Raw genomic sequence first — 13,261 nt, 5'->3', positions numbered from 1 at the left:
ATTAGATTTTTTCTGTGAGTATACTTTTTTCTGCTTTTCTGCCTGCAGCTTTTACTACTTCGATCAATGCTGCAAATCGCGGATCTCCAGCCTGCCCAAGCTTGTAGCGCTTATAAATTTGCTGAGCAATTACCGCTACCTTAAATAGCCCATAGACATAGTAGTAAAGCATATTGTTCAAGTCAAGACCAGATTTTCGATCGTAGTACTCGATAACTTCCTGCCGGGTAGGATTTCCTGGTAAATGAGTCAGATTGAACATTTTCAGGATGTCTTCATCATCTTCCTGAGCCCAATAGGCTAAGCTTGTCCCTAAGTCCATTAAGGGTTCTCCGACGGTAGACATTTCCCAATCTAAAACAGCTTTGATTTCACTGATATCCTCAGGTTCTAGGATTAGGTTATCATATTTAAAATCATTGTGGATGAATGCGTAATTCTCCTTTTGTGGAATGTTTGACTTTAGCCAGTCAGCCACCTTTTCCATTTCTGCTATTTCATCTGTTTTAGCTCGTTGATATCGGTCCGTCCAGCCGAGTATCTGCCGGTTCACGTATCCTTCAGGTTTACCTAATCGAAGAAGTCCAGATTCTCTGAGCTCAAGGTGATGAAGTTCCAAAAGGGCTTCAATGGTGTTCCAAGCTAGTTTTTCAAATTCTTCTTTCTTCGGGATGATACCAGCAGGTCTTCGATTTCGAATGACGATCCCCTCGATATACTCCATAATGAAAAATGGGGCACCTAAAATTCGATCATCTTCATACAGTAGAATAGATTTTGGCGCTTTTGTGTATCCGGCTTGATGCAAGGCCTCCTGAATCCCACTTTCTCGGGCCATGTCATGGGCGGTACTTATTTTGTAGCCAAAAGGAGGTCTGCGTAGGGCGAATTTTCCTTTGGGTGTTTCTACCAAAAAAGTGAGATTAGAAAATCCACCATTTAGGGGACTGATTTTTATGCTTTTAGGATCCCAATAAAACTTTTCCTCCAGGAAAAGCTTTAAGCGATCAAAGTTCATCTCATTCATTGTGGCCGATATTTTTTTAAGATGCTTTTGGCTAAAGATGCTTTGTGAACCTCATCAGGGCCGTCATAAATCCTGGCTCCCCGCTCATGTCTGTACCAAAATGAAAGCAAGGTATCATCTGTGACTCCAAGAGCTCCATGAACCTGAATAGCGCGATCGATCACCTTCATCAATACGTCAGCAACATAAAATTTGATGGTAGAAATTTCTTCTTTGACAGCTTTACTGCCTAACTCCTGCATTCTGGAAGCTACATTCAAAACCATCAGTCGACTGGCATTGATTTCCGCTCTGCTTTCAGCAATCCAGTTTTGGACACTCTGCTTTTCTGCCAAAGGTTTTCCGGGGAGCAACTCACGTGATACAGCTCGGTTGCACATCATATCAAAGACACGTTCACAGATGCCTATCCAACGCATACAATGGTGAATTCTTCCAGGGCCAAGTCGCTCTTGCGCTAATGCAAACCCTTGCCCTTCTTTTCCAATTAGGTGATCGGAGGAAACTCGGCAATTTTCAAACTTCACCTCTGCATGAGACAGGTAATCCTCACCCTCTTCGCCCATGATGGGGATATTCCGGATGAGTGAAAAGCCTGGATTGTTTAGTGGAACCAAGATCATACTTGCACGCTGATAGGGTGATTCTGCTTCGGGATTGGTTACAGCCATAACGATGGTGAAAGTAGCTCCATCTGCTGCTGTGGTAAACCATTTATGCCCATTAATAATATAAGAATCGCCCTCTCGTGTAGCAGTAGTGCTTAGGACAACTGGATTGCTACCCGCATTGGCAGGTTCGGTCATTGCGAAGCAGCTCCTGATTTTCCCTTTTTGAAGTGGGTGGAGAAAAGTCTCTTTTTGCCAATCCGAACCAAAAAGCTCCAATAATTCCATGTTTCCGATATCGGGAGCTTGGCAATTGCATACATAGTGGCCCAATGGGCTTGTTCCCAATATCTCAGATACTCTGGCAAAATCACTTAAGCTTAAGCCCAAGCCACCTGATTCTTTGTCGAGATGCGGAGCAAATAGCCCTAGATTCTTGGCTTTTTCCCGGAGCTCATTCAGTTGGGGTAAATAGGATCTAAAAGGACCTTGGACGACTTTCAGGTCTATGGGATAGAGTTCTGTCTCTACAAATTCACGGTAAGAGTCCAGCAGTTTGCTCAATTCAGAACTAGGTAAATTTTGGGTTGGGTGCATAGCTTTAGATTGTGAAACCTCCATCAGCAGTAAAGACACCGCCTGTGGTATAAGAAGATGCAGCAGAGGCTAAAAACAAGGCCATGGCTCCGATTTCCTCAGAAGTTCCGGCTCTTTTAATAGAGAGTTGCTTCATGATCATTCCCATGATTTTATCATTGGTCCATAGGGCCTCCGAAAATTTAGTTTGGATCAGCCCTGGGCAGATGGCATTGACACGGATGCCTGCATCACCCCATTCCTTGGCATATACCTTTGTAAGAGAAATCAAAGCAGCTTTACTCACGGAGTAGATACCCAAACCCGCTTCAGGAGAAATGCCTCCGATCGAACTGATATTGATCACCGAAGCCTCAGCAGATTTCCTTAAGTGGGGAAAACAGAGTCGGGTCAATTCAAATGGTGCTTTGACATTCACATCCATAATCTTGTCAAAAGCCTCAAGAATGGTATCGTGCACCGGGCCAAAAACTGGATTGGATGCTGCATTATTCACCAAAATATCAATGGTGCCATATTTCTCAACGGTTTGATCCACGAGCTTGGGTAGTTCTTCCATATTGCCCACGTTACAGGCAAAGCCGCTGACTTCATAGCCCTTGGCCCGAAGCTTTCCAGACATTTCATCCAGCGCATCCTGTTTTCGGCTGCTTATGACAACTTTGGCACCTGCAGCTGCAAAAATTTCTGCTATGCTGAAGCCGATTCCTTTACTTGCACCGGTGATCAGCGCTACTTTTCCATCCAGAGAAAAAACCGAAGATAAGTCCATGTTTTGAAGGTTGATTTTTTCTTTTCAAGATATAAAAAAAAAGGCCTTGGAGAAGGATAGACTTAAAATATATCCATAGTTTTATCCAACATTAAATCCAAATTTCATGAAGGAGATCATTTTTGAAAAAATAGGTAAGCCACTCGATGTTTTACAACTCGTAGATTCCGAAATACCCAAGCCAAAAGCCCACGAGGTACTCATTCGCGTGAAGGCACGGAATATCAATCCCTCAGACATCATGTTTGTGCAAGGGATGTATGGAATTACACCACAGTTGCCAAGCAGTGCTGGATTTGAAGCAGCAGGGGTAGTGGAGCAAGGTGATGCCTCAGGCCATATACCCGCCGGTACACGAGTAATGTTTTCAGCGATTGGAACTTGGAGAGAGTATGTATGTGTGCCCATGCAGGCTGTCATTCCTATTCCTGAACCAATGCCTTACGAGATAGCTTGCCAGGCTTTTGTGAATCCGCTGACAGCTTATGGAATGATCGAAAAATCAGGTCTTCAGGCAGGAGAATGGTTGCTGATTACGGCGGGAGCCTCAGCTTTTGGGAAGTTTGCGATACAATTGGCCAAGAAGAAAGGTATTAAAGTAGCGGCAACGGTCCGCCATGACGAACAAATCGAATTGCTCAAAGGTTTGGGTGCTGATTTGGTTGTGAATTCTGAGAAGGAGAAAATTCAGAAAGTCATTCCCGAAAAGACGGATGGTGGAGTGCATATCATCTTCGATGCCGTATCCGGGGTACTTGGAGCCAAAGCTTTGAGTTGCTTACGCCAAAACGGCAAAATGATGGCTTTCGGAGCCCTCAGTATTGAAAATATGCCTGTGAATAGTGGACTATTGATTTTCAAGGGCTTGACCATCGAAGGGTTTTGGTTGAGTACTTGGATCGAAAGTTTGGATCAAGATTCCCGCAAAAAAGCATTTGGAGAGGTTTTCGGCTTTTTGATGGCAGAAAACTCCAAGATTGATATCGAAGCCAAGTATCCTCTAGAGTCCTTCCGTGAGGCGATCGAGGCTTATGAAAAGCCCGGTAGAAACGGAAAAATTCTACTGATGAGTTAATTTCCGCCAAAATTCCATGCTTTGCAGGACATTATCCTCATCTTTGTGGTTTCAAACAAAAACCAAAATCAAAAACAGAAAGCATGAATTGGGATAAGCTGGATCAGGAGCTAACCGAAATTGTAGAAAAGCGGATTCAACTCGCTGGAATGGATTACAACGACGAGAATTACGATGACATCGAGGAGGAACTTCATGACTTGGAGGATGATTTCAATGAGGATTACGAAGATATCTTAGAAAAGGAACTGGAAAAGATTTACAGCCTTTTGAAGTCAGATACGGATATCCTTCTTCCCACAGCCTATGTTGCAAATAAGTATAAACCCTTGCTTCCGGACGCACGAGGAATCGTGAGTTATGAAGTGAAAGGGCAGGAGGGAGTACCGATCGAGTCAGATCAGTTTGACCGACAGGATGTACGAATTGTGCTGATTCCCAATCCTGCGAGATTTGTAATGCTTATCAATGGACAGCCGCTAAAAGACTTGTGGCGAAGCCGATAAAATCAATCCCCGCTTCGAAAGGAGCGGGGTGTTTTTTTGAATCATTTATTTTCCTCCAGAACCTTTTCCAACTCCTCCTTTAAAATTTTAGCCTTTTCTAAACTGATTTCATAGGATACGATTTTCTGATCAATCAAAGAGGAATAGACCAGTAGTTTGTTCAGTAAAATGCCAGAATCACTTGGTCTATAAAGCTGATTGCTTATTAAGTCCATGTTGTTGCTCAACCAGGCAAGCAGTTCACTGGTGAAATACTGAACTTGATATTCTCCTTTTTTGACACTTTCCTCAGCAATGGATTCATAGTAATTGCTGAGTTGCTTTTGTAGTTCTATATCCTCAAAGAGAGCTAATTTTCCGGTACTCTTGGTAGAAGTATAAGTAGCGCTTGTGGGACCGTAGTTTTCGACTTGAAGAGCCATGCTGAAAGGCTCATCGATATTTTCATAATCCCCATCATTTATCAGTTCTAGCAGGTTTTCTAAATTTTGAAGGATCAGTTTGTTTTGAGGAATTAAGAAGTTTTCATAGGCTTGGATATCTTCCTGAAGGTCACCAAGCAAGGATTCCATAATGATGAGGCTTTCTTTTCTGTCTTTATTGGAATTTGCCCGTTCATTGATAAAAAAAGCCAATAAAACACCCAAAATCACTCCCAAAAAATTGAAAAACTGATTGGTCCAATCGATCTTTTTAGCCATGGTATTTACGGGTTGATGGTTAAAATTATTCCAAGCAGTCTTAAGATATCTAAAGGATTGGTTAGAAGCAATTTTCAAATAAAATCAAATTTAAAAATAACCTTCCTCGGTTGTGCTGCTTTTCCGAAAGCAGCACTGGCAAATTCCCTAAAATGTCCTGCTTCTGGAGAAGCAGGAAAACTGGAAGAGAAGGCTAAAAGGGGAAATCTTAATCTAGGCGATTTTTGAACTTGTCCTTTTAAAAATAAGAATCAGACAGATGCAGATTACAATGGCGTCGATTAAAAACATCAGCGAAAACAGTGCATTCCAATTTTCTATTCCCAGACTAAAAAATCCAGCACCTAATCCAATCAGTGGTAAAATTACCCCCAATATTTTGCCATAGCGATGGTCCTTAAATAAAAGTATACCAATGAAGAGGTAGCCAATTCCAAACAACAACATTGGAATTGCATTTGGATCAGGGTCGGACTGAAAACTTGGAAGAAAATGTAGAATACCGGTAGCGATCATTAAAATGGAACCGATGTATCGTATTGCTTTCATAGATTTTTCAATGTCTGAAAATCGGGTTGGTTTTCTGGAGAGAAGAAAAACAAGCTTTTATCAAGAAAATAGGAAAGCTTTCTTAAATCGATCTAGAAATCCAATATCTTTCAATGTACCACATTAACCCGCTTATTTTATAGAATACTCAAAAAAGCCATCATATCAATCATTTAAAGGTTGAATATCCAGATCAATCTCTAGACCCTCAGCTAGGCGTTTAGCTTGCTTGAGGGACTCTTTTGGATTTGAATAGTTGAATAAAAAAATGGGTTCGGAAGTGTTGGAATAAATAATGGTATTGAATTCGGTCACTCTTCCAGATAGGGTTGGGCTTATCCCGTTTGGCGTATTTCTACTGATATAAGTTTTGGATTCCGATTTGATTTTAGACAAAAGTGGCAGAGGTTTCCAGTCTCCAAACTTGAATCCTGCAACGGAAGAGTACTTTTTGAATCTCTTCTCCTCAAAGTCGATAAGTGTCCCTTTGTAAGTGAGGATAATTAAAAGCCCAATAATTACAGAGACCATACCAACGGCCAACACTTTTTCAATCGAACTTCCGTTGGAAAGAAAAGCCGGGCTTACTAACACAAAAAAGCCTGTGACTATCAGTAATAACCCAAGTAGATGAGGACCAGAAATTAAATTAAGTTCTTTGAAATCGAAGTGCTTCATTTGGATGTCCTTTTATTAATCTGTTTTAAGTTAATATTTATCCGGAGATCCAAACTGCATTTTCATTCGGGCTTTATCTAAAACCTAACTTTTCCCTAACCCGACGTAGAATCTTTTCTCCTTCAATTTTGGCCTTTTCTTCCCCTGCGGATAGCTTTTTTTCGATTTCCTCAGGATGCGTCATGTAGAAATCAAAAGCCTTTCGCTCTTCAGCATATTTGTCCAAAATCAATTCAAGAAATTCTTTTTTGGCATGTCCGTAGCCATAATTGCCCCCTAGATATTTCTGGCGAAGTTCTGCTGTTTGGCTTTCATCAGCTATAAGGCTGTAAAGCTTAAAAACATTGCAAGTATCCGGGTCTTTGGGCTTCTCCAGCGGTGTGCTGTCTGTGACGATGCTATTTACATTCTTCTTGAGTTGCTTTTCAGGAAGGAATATATCAATGTAATTATTGTAGGACTTACTCATTTTTTGCCCATCAGTTCCCGGAATGGTCTTGACTGATTCAGCAATTCTGGCCTCAGGGAGCGTGAGGATTTCTTCTCCCACAATCCGGTTGAAGGCGGTAGCGATATCACGAGTCATTTCCAAGTGCTGCATTTGATCTTTTCCCACCGGTACCAAATCAGCAGAATACAGTAAAATATCAGCAGCCATCAGGACGGGATAGGTAAAAAGCCCTGCATTCACATCTGCCAGTCGTTCGGATTTATCTTTGAAGCTATGCGCATTGGCAAGCATGGGAAAAGGAGTGAAGCAATTGAGGTACCAGGTCAACTCAGCTACTTCAGGTCTTCGTGATTGGCGATAAAAAACCGTCTTTTCTATGTCCAGGCCAAAGGCCAACCATGCTGCAGCCACTGCTAGGGTGTTTTCTTTGCGAAGCTCTCCATCCTTTGAACTGGTGAGTGAATGAAAATCTGCTATGAAAATGTAGGACTCTTCGGAGTTTTCTTTAGCCAGTTGGATAGCCGGGACTATTGCTCCTAGAATATTACCTAAATGTGGTCTTCCACTACTTTGAATGCCTGTCAGTACTCGTGCCATCAGTCTAATTTTAGCGCAAATTAAATAAATCAGCCTACAATTCGTCCGGATTTATCCGTTATTTGTACCTATGCAAAGATTTGGATTTTCAGCTTTTTTCATCCTTCTGTGTTGCCTAAATGCGCAAGTACTTCATGCTCAAGGGACTCAGGATTCTCGACTCATTTGGAAAGTGAATAAACTTGACCTGGGAGCCATTTTGGAAGAGGAAGGGATTCAGGTTGCAACTTTTGAATTTACACATTCTCAAGACTCCGCAGTTTGGATAAAGAAAGTTTGGACGGACTGTGGCTGTACTACTGTGGAATATACTCAGGATTCCTTGGCAGCAGGTGAGACAGGAATCTTGAAGGTTGCTTTTGATCCCGGATCCGCTGTTGGGGGCTTTTCTCGATTGGTAGTGGTGAAGGGAAATCTTGCCAATATGATGGATACGCTCTATTTGGAAGGGAAGGCAGTCCCCAAGCCTAGAAACCCCGAGATAGAATATCCATTTATCAGTGGACCGGTTGGGATGCGTCAGGAGAAGACCAATATGGGGGATGTTTTCACAAACGAACCATCTTTCAAAGCTTTAGAAATATTTAACTTCTCAGACTCAGTTCTTCGGGCCGATAGCCTTCGGTATTTTGGACCTGGCCATATTCAGATTCGGCAAATTCAAGACTCCATTGCTCCGGGACATCGAGGTATTCTGGAAATTGGCTATGATGGGGCTGTGAAAAATGATTTGGGTTTTTCTGAAGATCCTATTCAGTTTTTTTGGTCAGATTCCTTGCTGTCGGATACCGATGTGATAGCAAATGTTTTTGAGTTTTACCCGGGTTTTGCAAAGGATGAGCTCGGGTCAGTTCCAGCAATGAGGATCAGTCCTTCAGAGATTGATCTGAAAGAAATTTCTGCAGATGAAATCCAAGAGCTTACCTATACTTTGACCAATCGGGGAAGAGAGGTTTTAGAAATTAAAAAAGTACAGGGAAATTGTGGCTGTCTATCCCTTACTCTTCCCAAAACTGAATTAGGACCCGGAGAAAGCATGGATTTGATCGTAACGTTCGATCCAAAAGGTAGGAGAGGGATCGATCAGCGAAATATTTACATTTTCTCCAACGATCCTTTAAATCCTGTTCAATCGGTAATCCTCAAATCTAGGATTAAATAATTAGCGAATTTTTCTAACTTAGATTCAAGGATTTAATAAATCTTGAAAATGAATAAACGGCTAGGTATTTTATTTTTAGTGATTGCCACAATTCTGTGGTCTTTTCAGCAGGCAAGCGAAAACTCAACTTTTCGAGTAAAGCCTTATTTGCAGACTTACGGAAAAGCGAATTTCCAAATCACCTGGTGGTCTACAGGTGAAAGCAGTTCGGAATTTATCCTTTTTGATGAGCAGGGAAATCCCGTTAAAACCGAAAACCTGACAGGGGAGGAGGTTGCCGAAATCTATTACACATCCATTGAAAAAAATGAAAATATCCCCGGCTTAGATCCCGCTTCGTGGCTCTTTCCGGATCAAACCCGTCGTTTTCGAGTCAGTCTAGAAAATCTTGATCCCGGGGTGGCTTATTTTTATCAGGTGAAAATGGGTGGTGAAACTTTTTCATCAGGATTTCAGACTGCCCCTGATCCAGCCAATTGGTCTTCGATCCGATTTATTGCGCTTTCAGATAGCGAAACCGAACCCCTCGGTCGGGTCAATCGCAGAGCTTGGTATCCGGCAGGCCTTACTTCAAGGCCTAGCAGTGGTTTTGAAGATTGGATAGCAAAATTTGGAACTACCGAAGAGCAAGGTTTTGATATTATCAACTATGCCCTGACCGAAAAGGAAGGCTATGAATATAACCTCCGGGTGATCAATTCACGCCTGCCCAACTTTTTGCTGATGCCGGGAGACTTGGTTCAAGGTTCGGGCTACCAGCCTGCTTGGGATGAATTTTGGAGGCATAATGCCGGAGAGTATGATCAAGGTTTGTCCAACTATCCCATCATTCCTGCATTGGGAAATTGGGAAAACTTCGGAGCCAAAAATGGGAGTTATGGATTCAACGAAAAAGGTGATTTTCTGCCCAAACTAGGAAGAGAGCGCTTTCATGAATATTTCGAAACGCCTAGCGCTGATCCTTTACAGCTACATCGTCAAAGCTACTACAGAGTAGATTATGGTCCTGTAACCATCCTGACCTTGGACTCTTCGAATGGCACTCCGGATCAGTCCCGTTCAGATTTTCCGGATGATCAAAAACTCAAGAATCAGGACTTTACCGTAAATGGAACGGATACGCAGGAAAACTTCACTGAATCTGCCTATCAGGCTGCAGGTGGCACTGATCTGAGCAGCTTCGGGCCAGGTAGTCCTCAATATCAGTGGCTAGAAGCCAATTTGCAAGAAGCCCAAGAATCAGGTCAATTGATTTTTGTACAGTTTCATCATGCCGCATACAGCTCCGGGGAACATGGAGTTCCTATCAATCATGAATTGGCGACAGGGCAAAGTGGGGTTCCCATGCGGGTTTTGCATCCGCTCTTCGAGGAATTTGGAGTGGTAGCTGTTTTGTCAGGACATGATGAGCTTTTTGAGCGATCTTTTGTAGATCTGGATAATGATGGAAAAGGGGTCATGTACTATGACGTGGGAGTGGCAGGAGATGGCATGCGAGGAGAAAAGCGAAATTGGATCAGTAATCCGCTTCAATTACTAAACTATAATTCTTTCAAGCAATGGACTGCCGATCAAAATGAACCTGAGCAGTGGGCCATTCAAGGTGGAAATCCCGTATTGACGGATGGAGGGAAACATTATGGCCACCTGGAAGTCAATATCAACCGGATTGTAGAAAATGGAAATCAATTCGCTCAGATTGATTTTTCACCTGTTTATGTTTTTCCGGTTTTGGATCAAAACTACAATCTCCAAAATGTGGAAAGACGGGTTTATGGAGATGAGGTTTCCCTGAAGGTTTTACTCCAATCAGAGGCTTTTGTACCAGAGCTGAAAGACTCAGTTAAGTTATTTTTGGATCAAGGAGGAAGAGCATTTTTGTCTCCTGAGGAAGTGCTCGTTGAGCAGCCTGATGAAGACTTTTCTTTTGAATATTCTACAGGCTTTCAGCTGAATTGTGATGCGATTGGCGAGCAGCAATTGATCGTGACTTCCACCCGTCAGTTTGATGGGGAGGTATTTAAAGATACCACTCGCCTAATTGTCGTGGATACCATAGCTCCCTATTTTGATGCTGCGAATGCTATCCTTGTTTTTGACCCAACAGTCGGAAGGGTAGAATATTCGATCGCTGATTTTGACCCGGTAGATTTCTCAGACAACTGTGCAACGGGCCCAATTAGGATTGAAGGGCCTGAAATCACCTGTAGTAGTTTTGAAGACCCTGAAGTGTTTTTTGGAGAATTTCCTGTTCGCCTGATCGCTGAAGATGCATCAGGAAATCAGTTTGTTCGGGAAGTAAAGATTCAGATTTTAAATAGTGTTGAATCGAAGAAGGTGAGTCTTGAGGCTTCAGGAGTGCTTGTATCTGGACAGCAAATAGATTTGGTGCTAGGTGATGAATTGGACTATGAAGTAGTGGGCTGGTTCTTCCAATCATCCAATCCGATAGAGGGAGAAACCGGAAAAACATTAACCATCGATCAGCCTGGGGTTTATTATGCAAAACTCTTACTCAGTACAGGTTGCGTGGTGCTCTCTGAGCAAATAGAGGTTCAAGAAGTGGTGGATGATTTTCCGGAGGTCAAGCCTTCGGTAAAATTAGCTCTTGATCAAAACGGTCTGGCCGAACTATCCAAGGAACAAGTATTTACTGAATGGCCGATTTCTGAAGATATAGAAGTTAGCTTGAGTGAAAGCCAATTCTCTTGTCAGGATATTGGAGAGCAAAGTATTCTTGTCACTTTGTCTAAACTGGATGGTGCAAAAAAAGAATCCGAAATCCTTGTTCAGGTAGTAGATGAATTGCCTCCAACCCTGGAATGGAAATCTGCTGAATACAACTTTGACTTGAGTGTTGGTGAACTCACTTTCGACATCGAAGATTTTATCGTTTCGCCTCCTACCGATAATTGTGGCTCGGAAGGCATTCAAGTTAGCTTGAGCAAAACATCGGTGACTTGTGCGGATATCGATTCCGAACGTGTAAACTATCCCATTGACCTGGACGTGGTGGTGACAGATGCTTCTGGGAATACCTCGGTTTATCCGACCTACGCACAACTGACATTCATCGAATCCCAAAAGGTTTCCTTGACTGCTCAGGGGCCTCTTTATGAAGGACGAACTGTAGAATTGCGCTTGGGAGAGGAATTGAATTATGATGTTTGGGAATGGCGAAAAGATTTGGAGCAGGTTCCCGGAGAGAAAGGAAGCTCCATCATCGTGGATAGTCCCGGAAGATATACGGCTGTTTTGGCATTGGAAAATGGCTGCTTGGTCAGTTCGGAGTCCTTGGTGGTAGAAGTAGAGGAGGTTCCTTTTCCTGCCGTGAAGGAGGCAGTGAATTTATCCCTTAATGAGCAAGGTTTGGCTGTTTTGGCTGTTGAATCCCTATTTGAAACCTGGCCATTCGATAGTTCGGGATTGAGTTTTGAGCTTTCAAAATCTGAATTTGGCTGTGCGGATTTGGGAGATAACATAGTTCAGCTGCTAATCAGTGGAGAAGGCGGCGTGGAATGGACTTTTGAGGTGCTGGTTTTTGTAGAGGATAAGATTGCGCCGGTTCTCGAACTCCGGGATTTGGAAATTGAGCTGGATTTGAAGCTTGGTGAAGCATCGATTTCGGCCGATGACCTCATCATTTCAGCCAGTGATAATTGCTCAGAGCTTGAAATCACCCTGAGTCAAAGTCAATTTGACTGTGAGGATATAGGGAAAGAGATTGTGGTATCTGTCCGCGCCCAGGATCTTGCAGGAAATGTGACGGAAGCTAATTCGACCATCAGTATTATTTCATTGGAGGCCGAGCCGGTGACTTTGAGTGGGAATTTGGAGTTCTGCCAAGGAGAAACTTCTACGCTCTCTGTCAATGCTACAGGCGATTTTGAAGTGGTGAATTGGACCAGAAATGGTACGATTATACCCAATGAGAACGGGACTTCCCTCGAGGTAAGCGAAAGCGGCAACTATCAGGCAAGAATCCGCTATGCGGGAGCTTGTCTTTCATCTTCAGATGTGGTATCCGTACAGGTAAACCCGCTTCCTAGCGGAGAAATTGAAGTGGAGGGAGATCTCCTGACAGCACCTGCGGGTGACTTTAGCTATCAGTGGTACCGAAATGGAGAACTCATTAACGGAGCAAGCTCTCAAACTTATCAAGCTAATCTGATGGGAGAATATGCCGTTTCCCTGACCAGCTCAGCAGGATGTAGCACATTGCTGCCGGCCGTGACGCTGACCATTTCCGGTTTGGGAGGAAAGCCAGATTTTGTCGTGAAAAGTATCAAGGTTTATCCAAATCCAGCTACCCAGCGAATTCGTCTTGAGTTTTCAGAAGAAATTGGACAGGATGAGCCGAGTATTCAGATTTTCTCTTCAGAGGGCAAAGAGGTAGGAGGTTTGGTACAGCTTATTCAAGCTACAAGGATCTCCGCTGATCTGGACATCAGTCAGTTGGCGGTGGGTGTCTACTGGATTCAGCTAAATGGAGAGAATAAAACAGTCTATCAGGCCCGATTCATCAAAAATCCCTAGCT

12 protein-coding genes are annotated in these 13,261 nt (G+C 42.9%); 5 read left to right on the top strand and 7 right to left on the bottom strand.

The features are described from left to right. Position 1 precedes the first annotated feature (1 nt). From CDH51_RS02560 to CDH51_RS02550, 3 genes are read right to left on the bottom strand one after another with little or no spacing between them, the layout of a single operon-like run. Positions 2-1,027: a phosphotransferase family protein gene (locus tag CDH51_RS02560; protein ID WP_100627107.1), complete on the bottom strand. Its 1,026-nt coding sequence runs from the start codon at positions 1,025-1,027 to the stop codon at positions 2-4. Beyond that, a complete protein-coding gene (locus tag CDH51_RS02555; RefSeq protein WP_100627791.1) occupies positions 1,024-2,232 on the bottom strand; it encodes an acyl-CoA dehydrogenase family protein in 1,209 nt (402 codons plus the stop codon). Before CDH51_RS02555 ends, CDH51_RS02560 begins: the two co-directional genes overlap by 4 nt. A gap of 4 nt (positions 2,233-2,236) precedes the next feature. Beyond that, entirely contained in the window at positions 2,237-3,004 is a 768-nt protein-coding gene (locus tag CDH51_RS02550) for an SDR family NAD(P)-dependent oxidoreductase (RefSeq protein ID WP_100627106.1), read from the bottom strand. A gap of 106 nt (positions 3,005-3,110) precedes the next feature. Between CDH51_RS02550 and CDH51_RS02545 the strand changes: the two genes are divergently transcribed. Then, entirely contained in the window at positions 3,111-4,079 is a 969-nt protein-coding gene (locus tag CDH51_RS02545) for a zinc-dependent alcohol dehydrogenase family protein (RefSeq protein ID WP_100627105.1), read from the top strand. Positions 4,080-4,162: 83 nt separating this feature from the next. Then, entirely contained in the window at positions 4,163-4,585 is a 423-nt protein-coding gene (locus CDH51_RS02540; RefSeq protein ID WP_024282292.1) for a hypothetical protein, read from the top strand. Positions 4,586-4,626: 41 nt separating this feature from the next. Here the strand turns inward: CDH51_RS02540 and CDH51_RS02535 are convergent, their stop codons facing one another. Next, positions 4,627-5,286 carry a DUF6090 family protein gene (locus CDH51_RS02535; protein WP_100627104.1) on the bottom strand — a complete coding sequence of 220 codons (660 nt, stop codon included), beginning with the start codon at positions 5,284-5,286 and terminating at the stop codon, positions 4,627-4,629. Between the two features lie 15 nt (positions 5,287-5,301). On the opposite strand from CDH51_RS02535, the gene CDH51_RS02530 reads away from it, so the two are divergent. Continuing rightward, positions 5,302-5,514 (top strand): hypothetical protein, encoded by a 213-nt coding sequence (locus CDH51_RS02530; protein WP_100627103.1) that lies wholly within the window; start codon positions 5,302-5,304, stop codon positions 5,512-5,514. Here the strand turns inward: CDH51_RS02530 and CDH51_RS02525 are convergent. The 3 genes from CDH51_RS02525 to trpS form a co-directional block, all read right to left on the bottom strand. After that, the gene (locus CDH51_RS02525) at positions 5,500-5,835 is read right to left on the bottom strand and encodes a hypothetical protein (protein WP_100627102.1); all 336 of its coding nucleotides are present in this window, start codon (positions 5,833-5,835) and stop codon (positions 5,500-5,502) included. The two genes, CDH51_RS02530 and CDH51_RS02525, sit on opposite strands and share 15 nt — an antisense overlap. A gap of 165 nt (positions 5,836-6,000) precedes the next feature. Next, entirely contained in the window at positions 6,001-6,513 is a 513-nt protein-coding gene (locus CDH51_RS02520) for a hypothetical protein (protein ID WP_100627101.1), read from the bottom strand. A 73-nt stretch (positions 6,514-6,586) separates the two neighbouring features. Further along, on the bottom strand, positions 6,587-7,561 hold the full coding sequence (trpS, locus tag CDH51_RS02515) for a tryptophan--tRNA ligase (RefSeq protein ID WP_100627100.1): 975 nt from the start codon (positions 7,559-7,561) through the stop codon (positions 6,587-6,589). Positions 7,562-7,631: 70 nt separating this feature from the next. Between trpS and CDH51_RS02510 the strand changes: the two genes are divergently transcribed. Together CDH51_RS02510 and CDH51_RS02505 are read left to right on the top strand one after the other, a co-directional pair. Next, on the top strand, positions 7,632-8,723 hold the full coding sequence (locus tag CDH51_RS02510) for a DUF1573 domain-containing protein (RefSeq protein ID WP_100627099.1): 1,092 nt from the start codon (positions 7,632-7,634) through the stop codon (positions 8,721-8,723). 48 nt (positions 8,724-8,771) lie between these two features. After that, positions 8,772-13,259: a T9SS type A sorting domain-containing protein gene (locus CDH51_RS02505; RefSeq protein WP_100627098.1), complete on the top strand. Its 4,488-nt coding sequence runs from the start codon at positions 8,772-8,774 to the stop codon at positions 13,257-13,259. The last annotated feature ends 2 nt before the right edge of the window (positions 13,260-13,261 follow it).

It is taken from the genome of Algoriphagus formosus (assembly GCF_002807035.1).
GTDB lineage: Bacteria > Bacteroidota > Bacteroidia > Cytophagales > Cyclobacteriaceae > Algoriphagus > Algoriphagus formosus.
This window is presented reverse-complemented; position numbering and strand designations above follow the sequence as displayed.

Excerpts from the sequence above, each read along its gene's own strand:
- CDH51_RS02560 (WP_100627107.1), bottom strand. The coding sequence starts at position 1,027 with ATGAATGAGATGAACTTTGATCGCTTAAAGCTTTTCCTGGAGGAAAAG.
- CDH51_RS02555 (WP_100627791.1), bottom strand. The coding sequence starts at position 2,232 with ATGCACCCAACCCAAAATTTACCTAGTTCTGAATTGAGCAAACTGCTG.
- CDH51_RS02550 (WP_100627106.1), bottom strand. The coding sequence starts at position 3,004 with ATGGACTTATCTTCGGTTTTTTCTCTGGATGGAAAAGTAGCGCTGATC.
- CDH51_RS02545 (WP_100627105.1), top strand. The coding sequence starts at position 3,111 with ATGAAGGAGATCATTTTTGAAAAAATAGGTAAGCCACTCGATGTTTTA.
- CDH51_RS02540 (WP_024282292.1), top strand. The coding sequence starts at position 4,163 with ATGAATTGGGATAAGCTGGATCAGGAGCTAACCGAAATTGTAGAAAAG.
- CDH51_RS02535 (WP_100627104.1), bottom strand. The coding sequence starts at position 5,286 with ATGGCTAAAAAGATCGATTGGACCAATCAGTTTTTCAATTTTTTGGGA.
- CDH51_RS02530 (WP_100627103.1), top strand. The coding sequence starts at position 5,302 with ATGGTTAAAATTATTCCAAGCAGTCTTAAGATATCTAAAGGATTGGTT.
- CDH51_RS02525 (WP_100627102.1), bottom strand. The coding sequence starts at position 5,835 with ATGAAAGCAATACGATACATCGGTTCCATTTTAATGATCGCTACCGGT.
- CDH51_RS02520 (WP_100627101.1), bottom strand. The coding sequence starts at position 6,513 with ATGAAGCACTTCGATTTCAAAGAACTTAATTTAATTTCTGGTCCTCAT.
- trpS (WP_100627100.1), bottom strand. The coding sequence starts at position 7,561 with ATGGCACGAGTACTGACAGGCATTCAAAGTAGTGGAAGACCACATTTA.
- CDH51_RS02510 (WP_100627099.1), top strand. The coding sequence starts at position 7,632 with ATGCAAAGATTTGGATTTTCAGCTTTTTTCATCCTTCTGTGTTGCCTA.
- CDH51_RS02505 (WP_100627098.1), top strand. The coding sequence starts at position 8,772 with ATGAATAAACGGCTAGGTATTTTATTTTTAGTGATTGCCACAATTCTG.